General features: G+C 43.7%; 15 protein-coding genes. 13 read left to right on the forward strand and 2 right to left on the reverse strand.

Going from position 1 to position 19,422, the window contains the following annotated elements; all coding sequences use genetic code 11:
- Positions 1–89 precede the first annotated feature (89 nt).
- On the forward strand, positions 90–2,192 hold the full coding sequence (locus tag FLL45_RS08940) for a TonB-dependent siderophore receptor (protein ID WP_142941673.1): 2,103 nt from the start codon (positions 90–92) through the stop codon (positions 2,190–2,192).
- Positions 2,193–2,344: 152 nt separating this feature from the next.
- Here the strand turns inward: FLL45_RS08940 and FLL45_RS08945 are convergent, their stop codons facing one another.
- The gene (locus tag FLL45_RS08945; RefSeq protein WP_142941674.1) at positions 2,345–3,358 is read right to left on the reverse strand and encodes a hypothetical protein; all 1,014 of its coding nucleotides are present in this window, start codon (positions 3,356–3,358) and stop codon (positions 2,345–2,347) included.
- Positions 3,359–3,424: 66 nt separating this feature from the next.
- Positions 3,425–4,456, reverse strand: coding sequence for a LacI family DNA-binding transcriptional regulator (locus FLL45_RS08950; protein ID WP_142941675.1), 1,032 nt, complete (start codon positions 4,454–4,456; stop codon positions 3,425–3,427).
- Between the two features lie 399 nt (positions 4,457–4,855).
- On the opposite strand from FLL45_RS08950, the gene glk reads away from it, so the two are divergent.
- From glk to der, 12 genes are all read left to right on the forward strand, one after another.
- On the forward strand, positions 4,856–5,845 hold the full coding sequence (glk, locus tag FLL45_RS08955; protein WP_142941676.1) for a glucokinase: 990 nt from the start codon (positions 4,856–4,858) through the stop codon (positions 5,843–5,845).
- Positions 5,846–6,023: 178 nt separating this feature from the next.
- A complete protein-coding gene (locus tag FLL45_RS08960; RefSeq protein ID WP_142941677.1) occupies positions 6,024–7,043 on the forward strand; it encodes a LacI family DNA-binding transcriptional regulator in 1,020 nt (339 codons plus the stop codon).
- A gap of 216 nt (positions 7,044–7,259) precedes the next feature.
- The gene (gene edd, locus FLL45_RS08965; RefSeq protein ID WP_142941678.1) at positions 7,260–9,122 is read left to right on the forward strand and encodes a phosphogluconate dehydratase; all 1,863 of its coding nucleotides are present in this window, start codon (positions 7,260–7,262) and stop codon (positions 9,120–9,122) included.
- A gap of 57 nt (positions 9,123–9,179) precedes the next feature.
- A complete protein-coding gene (zwf, locus tag FLL45_RS08970) occupies positions 9,180–10,655 on the forward strand; it encodes a glucose-6-phosphate dehydrogenase (protein ID WP_142941679.1) in 1,476 nt (491 codons plus the stop codon).
- 3 nt (positions 10,656–10,658) lie between these two features.
- Positions 10,659–11,369 (forward strand): 6-phosphogluconolactonase, encoded by a 711-nt coding sequence (gene pgl, locus FLL45_RS08975; RefSeq protein ID WP_142941680.1) that lies wholly within the window; start codon positions 10,659–10,661, stop codon positions 11,367–11,369.
- Positions 11,370–11,430: 61 nt separating this feature from the next.
- Entirely contained in the window at positions 11,431–12,057 is a 627-nt protein-coding gene (locus FLL45_RS08980; RefSeq protein WP_142941681.1) for a bifunctional 4-hydroxy-2-oxoglutarate aldolase/2-dehydro-3-deoxy-phosphogluconate aldolase, read from the forward strand.
- 50 nt (positions 12,058–12,107) lie between these two features.
- Entirely contained in the window at positions 12,108–13,151 is a 1,044-nt protein-coding gene (gap, locus tag FLL45_RS08985) for a type I glyceraldehyde-3-phosphate dehydrogenase (RefSeq protein WP_142941682.1), read from the forward strand.
- Positions 13,152–13,465: 314 nt separating this feature from the next.
- Entirely contained in the window at positions 13,466–14,443 is a 978-nt protein-coding gene (locus FLL45_RS08990; protein WP_142941683.1) for a DUF1853 family protein, read from the forward strand.
- Between the two features lie 129 nt (positions 14,444–14,572).
- The gene (hisS, locus tag FLL45_RS08995; protein ID WP_142941684.1) at positions 14,573–15,853 is read left to right on the forward strand and encodes a histidine--tRNA ligase; all 1,281 of its coding nucleotides are present in this window, start codon (positions 14,573–14,575) and stop codon (positions 15,851–15,853) included.
- A 133-nt stretch (positions 15,854–15,986) separates the two neighbouring features.
- Complete coding sequence (locus FLL45_RS09000; protein WP_185964388.1) at positions 15,987–16,721, forward strand: YfgM family protein; 735 nt, start codon at positions 15,987–15,989, stop codon at positions 16,719–16,721.
- On the forward strand, positions 16,721–17,857 hold the full coding sequence (bamB, locus tag FLL45_RS09005; protein WP_142941686.1) for an outer membrane protein assembly factor BamB: 1,137 nt from the start codon (positions 16,721–16,723) through the stop codon (positions 17,855–17,857). The genes FLL45_RS09000 and bamB overlap by 1 nt, the downstream gene beginning before the upstream one ends.
- Positions 17,858–17,867: 10 nt before the next feature.
- A complete protein-coding gene (der, locus tag FLL45_RS09010; RefSeq protein WP_142941687.1) occupies positions 17,868–19,295 on the forward strand; it encodes a ribosome biogenesis GTPase Der in 1,428 nt (475 codons plus the stop codon).
- Positions 19,296–19,422: the final 127 nt, after the last annotated feature.

Below are 19,422 nucleotides of genomic sequence, written 5' to 3' on the forward strand. Positions count from 1 at the left end.
GCTTAATCATTTAGTGAACTTGTTGATTGAATTAATGCACATTGAAAAGATGAATATTTCTCAAATTAAAATTAGAAAGGTTAATAATTATGAATTTTAGCAAGGGACTTAAACCAGCGTATCTGGCTACTTTAGTTGGAAGTGCTTTAACAATAAATCCTGCGGTGTATGCAGAGGAAAAAACTGATATCGCCGATGAGGAGGATGAGCGAGTCGTGGTTATCGGCTCTCGTCAAGCTTATCAGGGAAATTTTGAACCACTAGAAACGCCGCAATCAGAATTGGAAATTAGCTCGGAAATTTTAAAAAATGCGGGAGCGCTTGATTTATCTGAGGCATTAGATTTATCGAGCTCAGTCGCGAGACAAAATAATTTTGGGGGGCTTTGGAACAGCTTCGCAGTTCGAGGCTTTGTTGGTGACGAAAATTTACCTAGTAATTATTTGGTCAATGGGTTCAACGCAGGCCGCGGATTTGGCGGATCGAGAGACTTATCGGGTATAGAGTCGATTGAAGTTTTAAAGGGGCCAAGAGCTGCTTTATTTGGACGAAGCGAACCGGGTGGAACAATCAATTTGGTTACTAAGCGTCCGACCTTCGAAACAAATGGTGAGTTCAGCTTCGCTGCAGGTAGCTTTGATACTTATCGATTGGATGCAGATTATACTGCACCCCTCTCTGACTCAGTTGCAATCCGCTTGGTCGGTTATGCGAAAGATGCTGGTAGTTTCCGCGATACTATTGAGTCGCAAGCGCAAGGTTTTAGTCCATCTATCGCATGGGCGATTACTGATAGCAGTAAGCTAATTTACGAATTAGAGTACAGTCACCAAGAGGTCCCTTTTGACCGAGGTGTCATTGCTATTGATGGTGTTCTCGGTTTGATTCCCGAGAGTCGCTTTCTTGGAGAGCCTGGTGATGGGCCCATGGAAGCCGATGTACTTGGTCACCAATTAGAGTTTCAACATGATTTCAACAAAGACTGGAGCGCTTTGTTAGGCTTTAACTACCGCGACACCTCTCTGGAAGGCGCTGCGACTGAAACCGGTTTTGGCGATGTTGTAGATGGAGAAATAAACCGGTTTCGCCGAACTCGGGATTATGATGCCGTGTATCGAGTTTTTCGTGCAGAGATAACGGGACTGTTTGAATTAGGGGACTTGCAACATCGAGTCATTATCGGCATGGATTCGGATAAATTTGAAAATGATCAAGTGTTTTTGCGAGTTAGGGGGGATCAATTCATTAATGTTTTTAATCCAGTTTATGGAGCGTATCCGCTTCCAACGCCCGGGCCGAATACTGACCGAGTAGAAATTCAAGAATCCGTTGGGATTTTCATTCAAGATCAAATTAGCCTAACCGATAAACTCGATATTCGATTAGGCTTAAGGTATGACGATTACAAGCAACAACTTAATAATCGAAGAGAAGATACACTCACTCGGCAAACTGAATCAAGAACCAGCCCGCAATTTGGCATTGTTTATGAGTCCTCAGATAGTCTTTCAGTTTATGCCGCGTATGGCGAAAACTTTCGACCGCTTTCTGGGAGCGATGCTAATGGCAATGGTTTTGAGCCCAATCAGTCAACCTCAATGGAGGTTGGTGTAAAATTTGCCCTTAATAATGGTGACTTGTTTGGAACTATCGCGCTATTCAAAGTTGAGCAGGAAAATATTTTAGTAGTAGACGATCCTCAAGCGTTCACGAGTGCAGCCATTGGTGAAGCAAGTAGTCAAGGTTTCGAGTTAGATTTAAATGGACAAATTGCTGATGGATTAGATCTCTGGGCTTCATATACTTATGTTGATGCACAAACTGAAAATGCTTTTTTCGATGCAAACTTTGGCTTCACTGTAGAAGCCGGAAGTCCGTTACTTAATATTCCAGAACACCAACTAACCCTTCAACTGGTTAACTCATCTGAACTTGATGGAAAGCTCTTTGAATATGGAGCTGGTATCTTGTATGTCAGTGAGCGAAATGGCTTTTTTGGTACAGACTTTGAGTTACCTAGCTATACCGTCGCGCGTGCTTTTGCGAACTATCAAGTTTCAGATTCGCTTTCAGTTCGTTTTGAGGTCGATAATCTTTTTGATGAGACTTATTATGTGAATTCTTTTGCAGATGTCTGGGTCCAACCGGGTACCCCTCAAAACTTTAATCTAATAGCGACCTATGGTTTTTAGTGAAATCACTTATGCCACTTTGTCCACTGCAAGAAATAGCTGTGGGCTTTGTGGCAATGTCTTTTTCATCGTATTCCAATTGGGCCGTGTTAGCTTAAGTATGAAACACGCTTTTTTTTCGATGTCTATTTGATTGCAACTTTAAGCCCGTCTTATTGGTTGGCTGACCACTGGTCTGGTTTGGGTGACCAATCGCCAGGTCCAAAGAACTGCTCGATTATTGCACCTAAGCTTCCACCAAATACTTTATATGCAGCCGCTTCACCACTGTCAGGATATTTTGCATTTCTTACAAACTCGACGAAGGACGGGTGCTCCTCTGCCATAGAAGCAACAATAATTTGCGCTAAGTGGTAACAGAGTTCGCTCGTTTCTCCCGGTTTTTGAAAACCTTCTCCAGACCAAAACTCTTGAATCGTTTTCTCATTCCAAAAGTCATTATGGCGAGAGTTTTTTTGCGGGTTTAAGCGATAGTTTGCCTGCCGTGTAATCATCGTTTCGGTATTGACCGCTAGTCCCTCGTCTACCCAAACAGGTAAAGATAAGTGACTGAGCATTGCATGCGTGAGCTCATGAGCAACTACCGCCTCAAGTTGTTCAAACTCGCTTTCTGGAACGACAAAGTGATTGATACCATAGCGCAAAAACACGCCACTACTTTGTTGAAATTCGCCATCTTCAGGGTAAAAGTAACTGACATAGTCGTAGTACAAATCGATATCACTGGTAACAAAAATCGGATGCTTAAAGTTTTCGGCAGCATCAAATTTAGGGTCCAAAATATCCGCTAAGGCACTTTTTATTCGGCGATAGATAGCCTCAGTCATTTTAAAAAGTTTGTTGAGAAATTTATCGTCTCCGTTGGAGAGGATAATGAAGTGATCAGATTGGTAGATGAAAAATTGTTGCGATAGTTGACTTCTCAATTGATTCAACCAAAGCAGGGTTAATTCTTGGTGAGTTATCAGATGTTTTTTATCAACAGCGCTTTGTTCTAGATAAGTGAAAACCCCTTGCCAGTTGATTCGAGCAATCTTATCTTGATGCTCGAGATAATCACTTAACCACGCGTTGTTTTCAGCCAGTTCAGAAAGTAGCTCATGAGAGACTTTTTGAAAAATTTTGGGGCGGCTTCGTTGAGTTTTAAAAAGACTAAGTAGCCCCATTTGTGATCCTTAAGTCAGACAACCTTCTCGGTTAAAAGACGAGTAAAAATTTGTTTGATAATGACTTTATTTTTTTGCTACGCCACAAGATTCGCGAATGATTAGCTTAGCAGGCAGCATGGTTGTTTTCACTGACTTATCATGAATTTTATCGATGAGTGTATTGACTAACACTTCGCCGGCAAGTTTAGTGTCCTGTTGAACAGTTGTTAAAGTTGGCCGGATAAACTCAGAGAGGGGGATATTGTCGTAACCGGCCACAGCGACTTCTTCGGGAATTTTAACTCCGCGCTCTCTTAATGCCTTGATGACGCCGATAGCGATTAAATCACTGGCACAAAAAATGGCATCGAATGGTTGTTTAAGTGCGAGCAATTGAAGTGCAGCAGCATAACCAGATTGTTCCGTTGTTATCGTGTCGATTTGTAATTTCGGATTAGGCTTCAGTCCCGCTTTTTCGAGCGCCGCGCAGGAGCCCTTATAGCGGTCAAAGAACTCTGGCGAGCCTATTCCAGCTCCGCCAATAAAAGCGATGTTTTTGCGTCCCAATTGAATTAAATGATCGGTGATTTCGAAGCCACCTTGGAAGTTATCACAACCAATAGAGATGCCTGGATGCCCTTCATTAGCCGCACCCCAGCGTACATAATTAGTTTTCTGTTCCTCTAATTGGAGGAGCTTCTCTTCGTAATCGGTGTAATCGCCATAACCAAGCAAAATGATTCCATCCGCTTTGTGACAATCTTCATAATCGGCATGCCAGTCGTCACTGAGTTGTTGGAATGACACTAATAAATCGTACCCCCGCTGGGTACAGGCTCGAGTGATACTGCCTAGCATCGACAAGAAAAAGGGATTTATTTGTGAGTCGTCACTTGTTGGGTCTTGGAAAAGCAGTAAAGCTATCGTGCCGCTTTGTTGTGACCTTAAATTACTCGCATTCTTGTCAACTTTGTAGTTGAGCTCTTTGGCGATGCGATGAATTTTTTCGCGTGTTTCTTCATTGACTAAGGGACTGTTGCGTAATGCACGAGACACAGTCGATTGAGAGACACCCGCTTGATGGGCAATGTCAAATGATGTCGCTTTACCTTTCAATCCAGGCTCCTGTCGCTATTATTATCGCTGGTCAGTTGGGTGACTGAAAGCGTGTACCTGATAATAAAATGTCAATGCAGTGGGTAGCTGCACTGCTAGTCATAAAGATATTAATAAAGGTTACGGTGCAATATACCGGATGTCCATGCCGGATTAAAGGCTGTTTGCATCAACAAGCAGTTTATCAGTAAATGTCGTTAAAAGTATCTAACATTGCGCAAAAATGCACCAATTTCGTGCAATCTACCTTTGACAAATGCTAAATGACACCGGTATCATAAGTGCCACGAGAATATCTCAAAATGACAAATAGAGAAAGCATTTATTGACTTTCTCGGAAGTTTTAATTGGATTGTCGTGTAACTTAATGTTCACGGCGATTTTTCAGAGATTGTTTAAATGCAAAACCATGAAACCTGCTACCCCTACATTGTTGCCGATATCGGTGGAACTAATGCGCGATTCGGCTTAGTGACCTCGATTGATAAAGTGAGCCGACAATTTACCGTTGAGAACCAACAGACATTCCCGAGTGCGGAATTTGATGGTCTCGAAGATGCTGTATCGTGTTACAAAGATACGCTTTCTGGTGAGAGCGTGAGTGGCGCTTGTCTCGCGGTAGCGGGACCTGTGGCGGGCGAAAACATTAAATTGACTAACTTGAACTGGAGTTTTACGGTACCCAAAGCGCAAGATGCATTGGGGCTCTCTAAGCTCCAAGTAATCAATGATTTTGCTGCTTATGCCTACGCAGTCCAGTACCTCGATCCGCTTTGCTTGACTACGATTAACCAAGGCGAGGCTGTGGAAGGATGTCCGATTGCTGTTGTTGGGCCGGGAACTGGTTTTGGCGTTGCTGCGCTAGTCAAAGGTGGCGGTAAAGTGAGTGTGGTTGCTTCTGAAGGGGGGCATATGTCACTGGCTGCTAATACGGCTTTGCAAGCGGCTATCAAAGAGCAACTCTCCAGAAAATATGAGCTAGTATCGATTGAAAAAGTTTTTTCTGGACCGGGATTGCGCCACCTTTATCATGCATTGGCAGCTGTTGAGGGCGCTAAGCCAGAACCATACCGTACAGCTGATATTAGTCAACGAGCCCTCGATGGCAGTGATGAAATGTGTCAACGTACTCTCGCACTTTTCTGCAGTTGGTTAGGGGCGGTGACTGGTGACCTTGCTCTCGCGTTAGGCGCGAAAGGGGGCGTTTATTTAAGCGGTGGAATTTTGCCGAGAATCGTTGACTTTTTAAAGGCCAGTGACTTTCAAACTTCGTTTAAATCCAAAGACCAGATGAGCCATTATTTGACTGATATTCCGGTTAAACTCGTCACCCAAGGTAACTCGGCGTTATTGGGAGCCGCTGCTTGGTATGACGATTACTCTTCGTAGGGTGGACAACTCATCAAAATTAGTACAAATCCTCAAAATTGTAAAAGTCAGCGCAATTCGTTGAATTCAATGTTGCTTGGGATGAGTGCGTTTCCAGTTTAAATCAAAAAGCCTAAATTGACAGATCAACACCATTGGGGCAAAGTTGGCCTGCACATGATACATAAGGATGAACGGGTTGCAAAAAGTCACCATTAATGATGTCGCAGAGCATGCGGGAGTCTCTAAGAAGACCGTCTCGCGAGTCTTAAATAATGAGCCGAATGTCAGTAAAGCAACGAAAGAGAAAGTTCTTGAAGTATTCAAAGAGCTCGGCTATCGGCCTAGTGCCCAAGCCCGAGGGCTAGCTACTAATCAATCTTTTTTAATCGGGTTGGTTTATGACAACCCAAACAAAACTTATGTTTCGGATGTCCAAACTGGGGCGTTAGAAATTTGTAATGAGAACGGTTACCACTTGGTTATTCACCCAACTGACCATGAACGGGAAGACTTGCTAGCGGAATTAGAAAGTTTAATTACGGATTCTCGACTTGATGGGGTAGTCTTAACGCCGCCGTTTTCCGATATGGCTGATCTTTTGTCGATGTTGCAGTCGCGAGCAATTCCTTATGCGAAAATTGGACCGACGATACTCGATGACGAGACGCCAAGCGTTATCAGTAACGATCTCGAAGCATCCTATGAAATGACTCGTTACCTTATTTCGCTTGGACATACTAAGATTGGTTTTATTAAAGGTCATCCCGACCACAATGTCTCTAATCAACGATTAGCCGGCTATCGACGCGCGCTTGAGGAAAGCCAGATTCAATTTAATAATGATTATGTCGCACAAGGTTATTTTACCTTTACTTCAGGCGAGGAATGCGCCAAACAGCTTTTATCATTACCGGCTAGGCCAACGGCTATTTTCGCCAGTAACGATTACATGGCTGCTGGGGTAATTAAAGTCGCGAGTCAAGAGAATATCGCCGTACCACAAGAACTCTCAGTTGCCGGGTTCGATAATGCGCCGATTTCAAGGTATCTGTGGCCAACTTTAACAACAGTAAAACAGCCAATCAAAGATATGGCGACAGATGCCGCGCGCTTATTGCTCGATGCGATAAATAAACGTCCGCTTGAGTCCAGCCTCGTTCAACTAACAGACGAGTTGATAGTTCGCGACTCGAGCGCACCGCTAAAAAGCACCTAGAAGTTAATAAAATCAATAAGTTAAGGCCATTGAATGCAGACCGCATTCGTATTCATTGAATTGTATTTGACACCGGTGTCACGATATGGGTTAATAACTCAATAGAATGGCGCGAGTTCTACTTGTTTATTGCGTCGTATTCCAGTCTAGATGCGAATTTATGCCAGATTTTATGGTGGTAAATTGTTTGTAAGCATCGTATTAAGAAGGTGAACCATGTCGTTATCAAATGACATACAAAAGATTACTGAGCGTATTATTGAGCGGAGTCGTCCGTCACGGGAAGACTATCTGCAACGCATGGCGCAAGCGAGAGTTTCAGGTCGTACCCGAGCCGGTCTAAGCTGTGGCAACCTTGCCCACGGGATGGCTGCTTGTTCTTCCGATGATAAAAAATTATTGGCAGAAGAAAAGTCCGCCAATCTCGCAATCATAAATTCATACAACGATATGTTGTCCGCGCATCATCCCTACCAACGATTTCCCGAAGTTATAAAAAATGCTGCCCGTCGCAATGGCATTACCGCGCAAGTTGCCGGTGGAGTCCCTGCAATGTGCGATGGTGTTACGCAGGGGCAAGCTGGAATGGAATTGTCGCTATTCAGTCGCGATATGATCGCGATGGCAACCGGTATGTCTTTATCACATAACATGTTTGACGGTGTCATGTGTCTTGGTGTTTGTGACAAGATTGTTCCCGGACTGTTAATTGGTGCATTGAGTTTTGGCCATTTACCGACGGTTTTTGTGCCGGCAGGTCCCATGCCGACTGGTCAAGGGAATGCCGAAAAAGCTAAAGTGCGCCAAGCTTATGCTGAGGGTAAAGTTGGCCGAGCGGAGTTACTCGCTTCAGAGAGTAAGTCATATCATGGGCCGGGAACCTGTACTTTCTATGGGACTGCAAATAGCAATCAAATGCTAATGGAAATTATGGGGTTACACCTACCGGGTAGTTCGTTTATTCCGCCTAACACTGAACTTCGAGATTTACTCACTGAAAAAGCAGTCGATTTGTTAGCAAAAGAAACCGCCAAAGGCGAATCTGCGACAGTTTTGGCTGATATTATTGACGAGAAAGCCGTAGTTAACGGGCTAGTCGGCTTACTCGCAACCGGAGGTTCGACTAATCACGCCATTCACTTAGTCGCAATGGCGAAAGCTGCCGGAATCATAATCGACTGGCAAGATATGGCCGAGCTTTCAAGCAAAGTCCCCTTGTTATGTCGAATTTATCCAAATGGCATTGCAGATATTAATCACTTCCAAGCAGCTGGCGGCATGGGCTTTCTAATGCGAGAACTATCTCAAGCTGGTTTCTTACATCAAGATGTTAAAACGATTATGGGTGAAGGATTAGAGTCTTATTTCAGCGAACCTACAATCGTTGCTAATCGCACCGCAGAAATATTTAGGCAGTCTGCCGATGTGAGTCAATCGCAAAAAGTTATTCAATGGCAAAGTGTCACTGAAAAAAGTTTCGATGAATCCGTTTTGCGACCTGCTAGTGAACCATTTAGTGAAGAAGGTGGACTTAAGCTATTGACTGGTAATTTAGGGCGTTCGGTCATCAAGGTTTCAGCAGTCGCGCCAGAACACCGTTTGGTTGAAGCGCCTGCAATTGTGTTTAACACGCAGGATGATTTTCAAGCGAGCTTTAATAAGGGGAAACTCGAAAAAGATTTCGTTGCAGTTATTCGATTTCAGGGACCGAAAGCCAATGGCATGCCTGAGCTTCATAAACTGACTCCGTTGCTTGGCTCACTGCAAGACCGCGGTTTTAAAGTCGCCATTGTTACTGATGGTCGAATGTCTGGCGCATCTGGAAAAGTACCTGCCGCGATCCATTTGGTGCCGGAGGCGATGGAAGGGGGGCTCATTGCTAAGATTGAAGATGGCGATGTGATTTGCCTTGATGCTGAAAAAGGACAGCTGACGATTAACGTCGCAACTGACGTGCTAAACAACCGTCCTGCTAGTCAGCCAAGTGAACAACAACAGCACTTTGGTGTCGGTCGTGAATTGTTTGCAGTCTTTCGTGAAAAAGTTACTAGTGCTGAGTTAGGTGCTACTGTTTTTTAATTTAAATTTCTAAACTTAAACTCTATAGATATTGGTACGCTATAGTTTGGAGAAATAATGAAACAAGTTTTCGACTTAGTCATATTCGGCGGAACCGGTGATCTCTCAATGAGAAAGCTTATGCCAGCTATGTACTATGCATTCCATCAAAAAAAGTGCATTGATGGATCGCGAATATTGGTCTGTTGTCGCAAACAAAGTGACTTTGATTCACTTAAAGACCAAATTAAAGCTGCGTTAAAATCCTACACTAAAACAAGCGAATTTTCCGAAGAAAGATGGCAGTCCTTTTCTCAGTTATTGGTGCCTGTTTTATTAGACTTAATTGATATCGAAAAAGGTTGGCAAGCATTTGCTGATTTATTTGAAGGACGTGAGGAGTTAGTACGCGTTTTCTATCTTGCGGTTATGCCGTCTATCTATGGTGCTTGTTGTGAAAATTTATCGCAAAAGGATTTGATTACTCCTAGTTCTCGAATCGTTGTTGAAAAGCCCCTAGGTTACGACCATGAGACAGCGGAAGAAATCAATGAAACAATGGCGAATTTCTTCCAAGAAAACCAAATCTATCGAATCGATCATTACTTAGGTAAAGAAACGGTACAAAATTTGTTAGCGCTTCGGTTTAGTAACTTTCTGTTTGAAAATATTTGGGATTGCAAAGCGATTGATCATATCCAAATCAGTATTGGTGAGCAGGTTGGTTTAGAGGGGCGTGCAGGGTTTTATGATGGCGCGGGCGCGATGCGTGATATGGTGCAAAATCATTTGTTGCAACTGCTATGTTTAGTCGCGATGGAATCGCCGAATAAACTGCAAGCTGACGATGTTCGAATTGAGAAAATTAAAGTGCTCAAAGCGTTAAAACCGATGCTTGATGAGCATATCGACAAAAATGTCGTTCGTGGTCAGTATGTGAGCGGTAGTGTTAATGGTGAAATAGTACCAGGATACTTGGATGAGCTTGGTGATCATGAAAGTAACACTGAGACCTTTGTCGCTATCCGCGCGTTTATCGAGAACTGGCGCTGGGCAGGCGTTCCTTTTTACTTAAGAACCGGCAAACGACTGAAACATCGAAGTGCAGAAATTATTGTTCAATTTAAAGATGTCACTCATAACGTCTATCCTGATATTAATCAAAAATTAAAGCCTAACCGATTAATCATTCAGCTTCAGCCAGATGAAAAAATTCAACTGCAATTAATGGCAAAGGATATTGGCAAAGAAGATAATGTTTTAAAACCGATGACTTTGAATCTAGATTTTTCCACTCAAAATAGTGACTTTAAAACTACGGCTTATCAAAGGCTATTAATGGATGCAATTGACGGCAATTCAACGTTATTTATTCACCGTGATGAAGTGAAAGCGGCTTGGCGATGGGTCGATCCGATCATTGAACATTGGCAAGAAACCAATAATAAACCTGAACTATATAAAGCTGGCACCTGGGGACCTGCGAAAGCAGACGATTTATTCAAGCGTAAAAGCCAGGGCTGGATTGATATTACCGAAGAACAAGAGGATTAGTAGGTGATTAAAGAAATACAATGCGACTCTCGCGATGAACTTTTTACCAACGTAGCCAATAAATGTGCATCGCGTTTAACCCGGGGTGTTGAAAAGCAGGGAAGAGCAAGTTTCGTTGTTCCCGGCGGAACAACACCTGCGCCTATGTTTGAGCGCTTATCAAAAATGTCTCTTGATTGGCATAATATTTTAGTCGCGCCAAGCGATGAACGATGGATTCCGGTCGATCACCAGGCGAGTAATCAAAAGCTCGTTGAAGAAAATTTATTGATTAACCAAGCTTCCAAAGCACGCGTTATGCCACTCAAAAATGATGCGGAGACGCCAATGGCGGGTGAAGCGATAGCAGAGAAAAATATTAGTGAATTAGAGCAACCATTCGATGTTACTCTGGTTGGTATGGGGAACGATGGTCACTTTGCATCATTATTTCCCGGTACACCCCAAATTGCTGAAGCGCTCGATCCGGAAACGACTAAAAAGTGTATCGGTATTGATGCAACAGGGTGTCCGGTTGCTGGTGAGTTTACCCAACGAATAAGTTTGACATTGTCGGCGATTTTAAACAGCAAATTAATTATCGTTTTAATTACAGGAAAAGAGAAATTACAAGTCGTGCAACGGGCAAAGGCAAAGTTAGCACCATTCGACTTACCGATATCAGCATTGTTTCATCAAAATCAAACACCCGTAGAAGTCTATTGGGCTGAGTAGCTGCTAGCTTTGTGAAAGTGATGACATTCGTACCACAAAAATTTTAAAGAGTTAACTTTTCATGACAGAGATGATTGACATATTGAAGAAAGGACCGGTTGTTCCAGTTATCGTGATTGATAACTTAGAAGATGCGGTACCTTTGGCAAGTGCGTTAGTAGAAGGTGGTCTAGAAGTACTAGAGGTTACTTTAAGAACACCGGTCGCTATCGATGCGGTAAAAGCAATGAAAGCGGCGTTACCTGACGCAATCATCGGTACAGGGACCGTGACCAATATGAAAACGCTGCATCAGTCTTTGGAAGCGGGTGCTGATTTTATGGTGAGTCCTGGCGCAACTAATAGCCTACTGAGAGACGCTGTATCTGAAGGAGCTTTATTGTTACCCGGTGCTGCGACGCCGAGTGAGGCAATGCATCTCTTGGAAGAGGGGTTTGTTTGTCAAAAATTTTTTCCAGCAGAGGCTGCAGGCGGAGTGGCGATGTTGAAATCAATTGCAGGTCCATTACCGCAGATAACTTTTTGCCCTACTGGTGGGATCTCAAATACAAATGCAGCAAATTATCTTGCACTCAGTAATGTTGCATGCGTTGGAGGCACATGGATGCTTGATAAAAACTTAATAAAACAAAAAGACTGGTCAGCGATAACGGAACTCGCCAGACAAGCAAAACAAATAGTGAGCTAACTTTTTAGCTTTGAAGAATCAAAAACTCAACTAACGTTTGGGAGACAGAAATGATAAGAGTAGCAATTAACGGCTATGGCAGAATAGGCAGAAACGTTTTACGTGCACTTTACGAATCTGGTAAACGAAACGACATTCAGATTGTTGCGGTAAACGATTTAGGTAGTGCTGAAACCAATGTTCATTTGACAAAATATGACTCGGTTCACGGACGTTTTAATGCCGAAGTATCGTATGCTGACGGAATGATGACCGTCAATGGCGACCCGATAGAAGTATTATCCGAGAGAGTTCCAGAGGAGCTACCATGGGATCGGCTAAATGTTGATGTCGTTTATGAATGTACCGGTGTTTTTCGTTCGCGAGAAACGGCCGGCAAACATATTACCGCTGGCGCGAAAAAAGTCATAATTTCCGCACCGGGTACGGATGTCGATGCGACAGTTGTCTATGGCGTCAATCATGATGTACTCAATTCAGATTGTGAAATTATTTCCAACGCTTCATGTACGACCAACTGTTTAGCTCCGATAGCAAAAGTAATTAACGATGCGATTGGTATTGAAAAAGGTGTCATGACAACAATCCACGCGTATACAAATGATCAGAACTTGATTGATATGGCACATAAAGATATCTATCGCGCGCGATCGGCAACGATGTCAATGATTCCGACTAAAACTGGCGCGGCTAAAGCAGTCGGATTAGTGCTTCCTGAACTCGAAGGAAAGTTAGATGGTATGGCCGTTAGAGTGCCGACGGCTAATGTTTCTGTCGTCGACCTTAATATTATAACTTCTCGTGACACCGGTGTCGCTGAAATTAATCATTTAATTAAAACAGCAGCTCTCGGCAAAATGGCTGGGGTGATTCATTACAATGAAGAACCGCTTGTTTCGATTGATTTCAATCACAACGCGGCCTCTTCTTGCTTTGATGCTTCACAAACGAGTGTCAATGGTAACTTGGTTAAAATTATGTCGTGGTATGACAATGAGTGGGGATTCTCAAACCGCATGTTGGACACTACGCTGGCATTAATGAATGCAACAGCACAAGCAACCGAGTCCGAAGCGCTTGCTGAAGCGGTTTAAACCAACTCATAAATAGAATTGATTACTGCGGTAACCAATTTCGACTTTTCGCGGGGACAATTCTCCCTGGTCCCCGCGATTATTTTTTATGATTGATGCTTATTAGGCTGCTTCAAAGTCCTGCTAATGTTTGTTCTTGTGATGGGCGTCACTCGTTAGATGTCCTGATCGCCAGCCTCAGTCGGCGATGGATGTTGTCGCCAACTCAGTGACTTTGTGACTCGCTCATTGGTTTGTGATTATTTATCTGTCATTATTGATTGACCCGCTAGCGCTATTTGCGCGAATCAATAAAACAGTGTTTGCCAAAAACCATGATTGCAGATAATAACACGCCACCAACCTCGAGAGCGTCGGCCTTTCAAAACCAATATGTGAGAGATCTTGATTGGCTTTTTTCGTCGCCGCCTATTCTTGATTTTGATGACGGTTATTTAAAAGAGCCACTGAGCTTCAGTTGGTTAAAATCCTTAGATGAGAATCCTGAGCAATTAGTCGATCATCTCGCGGCAAAAAATTTAAAAATGTTGGGACCCTACTTTGAGGCTTTGTGGGAGTTCTATTTGCTTAACTATCCTGGTTTGTCGTTAAAGGCAAAAAACCTTCAAGTTTTTCAGCGCGGCGAAACTCTCGGCGAATTCGACTTTATTTACGAGAACCAGAACACCGGACAGTTTTTTCATTTGGAAGTTGCCGTAAAGTATTACTTAGGAAATGCCAAAAAAATTCAGCAGATCCAGGAGAAGCGCGGACTCGATCTGTCCTCGCCGAAGAGTCAAAGTCTTTGGGTAGGACCCGGAACGCGCGATCGACTGGATAAAAAAGCGGAAAAACTAATTAGTCATCAATCGCGGCTGTCATTGACCGAACCAGGCCGAGAGACATTAAAATCAATCGGCATAAATAAAGTTTCTCGCCAGATTTGCTTGTTAGGGTGTTTATTTTATCCAGCGGATTACTCGATGGCGTCGCCAAACAACGCGAATAAAGACCATATACGGGGTAAGTGGATGACCTTAGATACAGTTACGCAACACCTCAGCAGTACTTCGTGCTATGCGATTGTCGACAAGCCTCACTGGCTGGCTCCACTCGATAGCGCAAGTCAGACTTTGCTGACACGAGATGACTTAGTTGAAACGCTGCGAGATTGTTTCGCCGATATTCCTCACCCAAAATTAGTTGCTGAATTCAAAAATATCTCGCCCAACCAGCCCGGTGATAACCCTAAAATTACCGGCTTATCTTCGTGTTGGCATTTTATAGTGCCTCAAAAATGGCCAAAAAGGTAATAATATCAAGCGGTTAGTATTGATTAGCGGTGCTAGGCAAAATTACCGAAATCGACCCTGTTTCTGGGCACAAATTAGGCTATAATTGCGCGTTCGATTTTTAGCTAGTTTTTCATCAGGATTATCGCCTTGAGCAAGACATTTCAAGCCGTCAAAGGCATGAACGACTGTTTACCCACCGATTCGCCGGTTTGGCAGTATTTAGAGGGCTGTCTACGGGAAGTTGTTGCCGGATACGGGTATCAGGAAATTCGCACCCCAATTGTGGAGAATACTCAGTTGTTCTGTCGCTCGATTGGTGAGGTTACGGATATCGTTGAGAAAGAAATGTACACCTTTGTTGACAAAGGTGAGGATAGCTTAACAATGCGCCCCGAAGGTACGGCATCGACGGTTCGCGCGGGCATTGAGCACGGGTTACTGTACAACCAGCAGCAAAGGTTGTGGTATATGGGACCGATGTTCAGGAGGGAAAAGCCACAGAAAGGGCGGTATCGACAGTTTCATCAATTTGGGGTTGAGACATTTGGTTACCCAGGTCCCGACATTGATGCTGAGTTGATAGCTTTGTCAGCGCGACTTTGGCAGAAACTGGGATTTGATGACAAGGTTGAGTTACAAATTAACTCTTTAGGCAGTAATCAAGCCCGCGAAGCTTACAAGCAAGTTTTAATTGAGTACTTCCAAACTAATCTGTCGCAACTCGACGAGGATTCGCAAAGGCGGTTGAAGTCGAATCCGTTGCGAATTTTAGATAGTAAAAATCCCGAAATGGTTGAGCTGATCGACAATGCGCCTAAGTTCAGTGAGCATCTTGACCAAGAGTCCGCGGCACACTTTACAGGATTATGCGAGAAATTAGAGTTGCTTGGTATCCGTTATACCGTCAACCCAACGTTGGTTAGAGGTTTAGATTATTACAACCGAACTGTTTTTGAATGGGTGACAACGGAATTAGGGGCTCAAGGTACAATATGCGCGGGCGGCCGTTATGATGGACTAGTTGCTCAGCTTGGTGGCCAAGCGACCCAGGGTTGTGGTTTTGCGATGGGACTTGAGCGCATCATTTTGTTACTTGAACAACAATCAGACTTCAAGAGCAAACTTTCTGCATCCGTCGATGTCTACATCTGCGGATTAGGCGAAAAAGCAGAGGCATTTTCGATTCAATATGCCGAAAAATTACGCAATAAAGCGCCATCCGTTAAGGTTCAGTTGCATTGTGGTGGCGGAAACTTTAAGAAGCAACTGAAGAAAGCAGACCGGTCCGGCGCTAAGGTCGCGCTCATTTTTGGCGAAGATGAAGTCAATGCTCAGTCAGTCGCCGTAAAGTTTTTGAGAGAGAATAAACCCCAAGAGATGTTAACGGCACAGTCAGTGTTAGAGTCGATTGGCGAGTTGCTCGGATAATTTGTAGATAACGAAGTAATGAGTCGATTACAAAGTATTCAGGCTTAACCAACAAATTGAATTAGTCCGCTGTGCATTGTTCCAGCGATAGTAGATTTAAGATTAGAGTATCAGGAAATATCAGGAGTTTAAGGTGAGTTACGAAACTGAAGAACAACAAGTAGAAAGGTTAAAGGAGTGGTGGAGCGAAAATGGCACGCCGCTCGTTGTCGGTGCAATTTTAGGATTAGCTGGCTTTGGCGGCTGGAAGTACTGGAATGCTCAACAAATTGCTTACCAAGAAGGGGCGTCAGATCTTTATCTAAAAGTTGCTGAAGTTGTTGCGTCTGACAATAAAGACGGCTTGGTAACGGCTGCCGAAGCAGTCAAAACACAATTCCCAAAATCAAGCTACGCGATTCTATCGGCTTTTCATATTGCAAAAAATGCGGTTGAAAAAGGTGAATTCGATAAAGCTGCTAGCGAGTTAACTTGGGTTGTAGACAACCACGCAGATAATGAACTTGCGCCGGTCGCAAAAATTCGTTTAGCGCGAGTATTGTTGCAACAAGGAAAAGCTGAGGAAGCACTTAAATTGGTCGAGTTTGAAGAAACTTCTGGTTATTACGCTTTAGCCAATTTAGTCAAAGGCGACGCGCTTATCGCGCTAGACAAAAAGTCAGAAGCCTTAGCTGCTTACGAGATAGCCAGTGCGGATTTGGAAGTGGTTGCTCGTCATCCTAGCTTGCAATTAAAAATGGACTCTTTAGCCGAACCATCAGTAGTGGAAACTGCAGAAGCGCCCAAACAAGAAACCCAAGATTCTAGTGAGCAATCTAGCGATTCAGATGAAACGCAACAACCAGCGAAAGAAGAGGAATCGAAATAATGAAGGTGCTTTATAAAGCTCTTTTCATTTCGTCTTTAGTGCTTGCTGGTTGCAGTGACGATGTTGATATTTACGAGCCTAACCCCTTGGTCGATATCGACAACCAATTTGAAACCAAAGAAGTTTGGTCTACCGACATTGGTGACGGAAATGATGATATTACCGTTAAGAACTCACCGGTTTATGCCTATGACAAAATTTTCGTCGCTGATGGTTCTGGCGCGGTTGCGGCAGTAAATCCAGAAGATGGTGAAATTATCTGGAGAAATGAGTTAGACGTCGCGATCGGTGGTGGGCCAGCTGTGGCGAGTAACTTGGTTGCAGTAGGAACTCAAGACGGCGAACTGATTGTGTTGAGCGCCGACGATGGGGCGCTAAAATGGCGTAAACCGCTAACCAGTGAAGTTATTTCATCACCAGCGATCGGCGAGGGCCATGTCGTCGTGAGAACTGTTGACGGTAAAGTTACTGCTTTTGACGCAAGTTCTGGTGATGAGAAATGGGTCTATGATCAATCAATTCCTGCTCTAACGCTACGCGGCGTTTCATCGCCAGTCATCGTCGGTGGCGGTGTTATCTCTGGTTTTTCAAACGGCAAGCTTGCCGTGTTTTTATTAGCTAACGGTCGAGTTGCTTGGGAAAAAACCATTACCGCACCTGTCGGTTCTTCTGAAATACAAAAGCTCGTTGATGTTGATGTAAAACCGCTCGTTGCTGGAAACACGATTTTCGTTGCTTCTTACAATGGAAACTTAGCAAACATTCAAGCTCAAAATGGTGAGGTAATTTGGCAACGTGAGTTGTCAACGTTCCAAGAGCTAACCTTATCGGAATTGATGTTATTAGTGACTCATGAAAATAGTCACGTCAGCGGTGTTGATCGTTCAAACGGCATTATCCTTTGGACCCAAAAAGATCTCTATCGGAGACAACTAACTGCGCCGGTTTCACTCGGCGATTATATCGCGGTAGGAGACTTCGAAGGATATATTCATTGGTTGTCTCGTCGTGATGGTACTCTAGTGAGCCGAGAACATATCGATTCTTCCGGTTTCGGTGGAACACCAATTGTTGTCGATGACAAATTGATCCTTTTAAGTCATAGCGGTACGCTTTACGCGGTTAAGAAAACATAAGGTAATACTCATGCTACCAGTGATAGCCTTGGTCGGGCGTCCAAACGTTGGTAAATCGACTTTATTTAATCGGTTTACTCGAACTCGAGATGCACTGGTAGCTGACCTTCCAGGTCTCACACGTGACCGTCAATATGGTCATGCACTATTGCAAAACAATCCTTTTATTATTATCGATACCGGTGGTATTACCGGCGGTGAAGTTGGCGTTGATGGATTAATGGCTGAGCAGTCAATGCAAGCTGTTAGAGAAGCCGACATTACCCTTTTTATTGTGAATGCTCGAGAAGGTTTAACTCCCGTTGATGAAGCGATAGCGACTCAACTTCGTGCGGAAAACAAAACCATCCATCTGGTCGTTAACAAAGTTGACGGACTTGACCAGAATACGGTGTTGGCAGACTTTTATCGTTTGGGATTTGATTCCGTTTCGGCAATCGCTGCGGCTCATGGTCGTGGCGTCGGGAAGTTGATTGATAACGTCATCTTACCCGCTGCTAATATCGATCCGGACCTGGAAGAAACTGAAACCGTTGATTCGGAAGATGACCCTGAAAAAGGTCCAAAATTGGCGATTATTGGGCGACCTAACGTCGGCAAATCTACATTGGTTAACCGAATGTTGGGAGAGGAGAGGGTTGTTGTTTACGATATGCCCGGCACGACCCGTGATTCGATTTATATCGAAATGGAGCGCCGAAACAAGCAGTACACTTTAATCGACACAGCGGGCGTTAGAAAACGCGGTAAGGTCCATGAAGCTGTCGAAAAGTTTTCGGTATTAAAAACTTTACAAGCGATTAATGACGCAAACGTTGTCATTATGATTTTTGACGCAAGAGAGGGAATCACAGAGCAAGATTTGAACTTGCTAGGTTTTGCCATTGATGCAGGTCGTTCTTTGGTTCTTGGCGTCAACAAGTGGGACAACATGTCGGAAGACAAGCGTGAAGCTGTTAAAGAAGCAATCGCTCGTCGTCTTCATTTCGCTGACTTTGCTCGGATAAAGTTTATTTCTGCGCTTCATGGTACGAATGTCGGCCACTTATGGGAAGCCGTTGATGAAGCATATGCCAGTGCAAGAGTTAAAATGACGTCCTCCAAACTGACGCGTGTTTTAGAAATGGCGGTAGCAAAGCATCAACCACCAGCCAGCGGGCGTTTTAAGATCAAGCTAAGATACGCACACCCGGGTGGACACAATCCCCCAAGAATAGTTGTACATGGTAATCAAACCAAGTCACTTCCCAAATCATATGTTCGCTATTTAGAAAAAAGTTTCCGAGAGGCCTTAAAAGTGGTTGGTACGCCGATCAAATTTGAGCTTAAAGAAAGCAAGAATCCTTATGAAGGTAAGAAACAAAAAGTCACTAAAGAGCTTATGGATAAGGCGCGACGGAATCGAAAAAAGTACAAAAGTTTTTCTAAAAAACGATAGTCCCATTCGCATGGCTAGTTTTGCTGTCTACCAAAAGGGCGCAACACTGGCCTGTGGAGTGGGATAAAGTTTACCACTCATTCTTGAATTACCTCTGCAGACCTTCATAGTCATAGCTTTTCCAATC

The organism is Aliikangiella marina (assembly GCF_007004765.1).
Taxonomy (GTDB): Bacteria; Pseudomonadota; Gammaproteobacteria; order Enterobacterales; family Kangiellaceae; genus Aliikangiella; species Aliikangiella marina.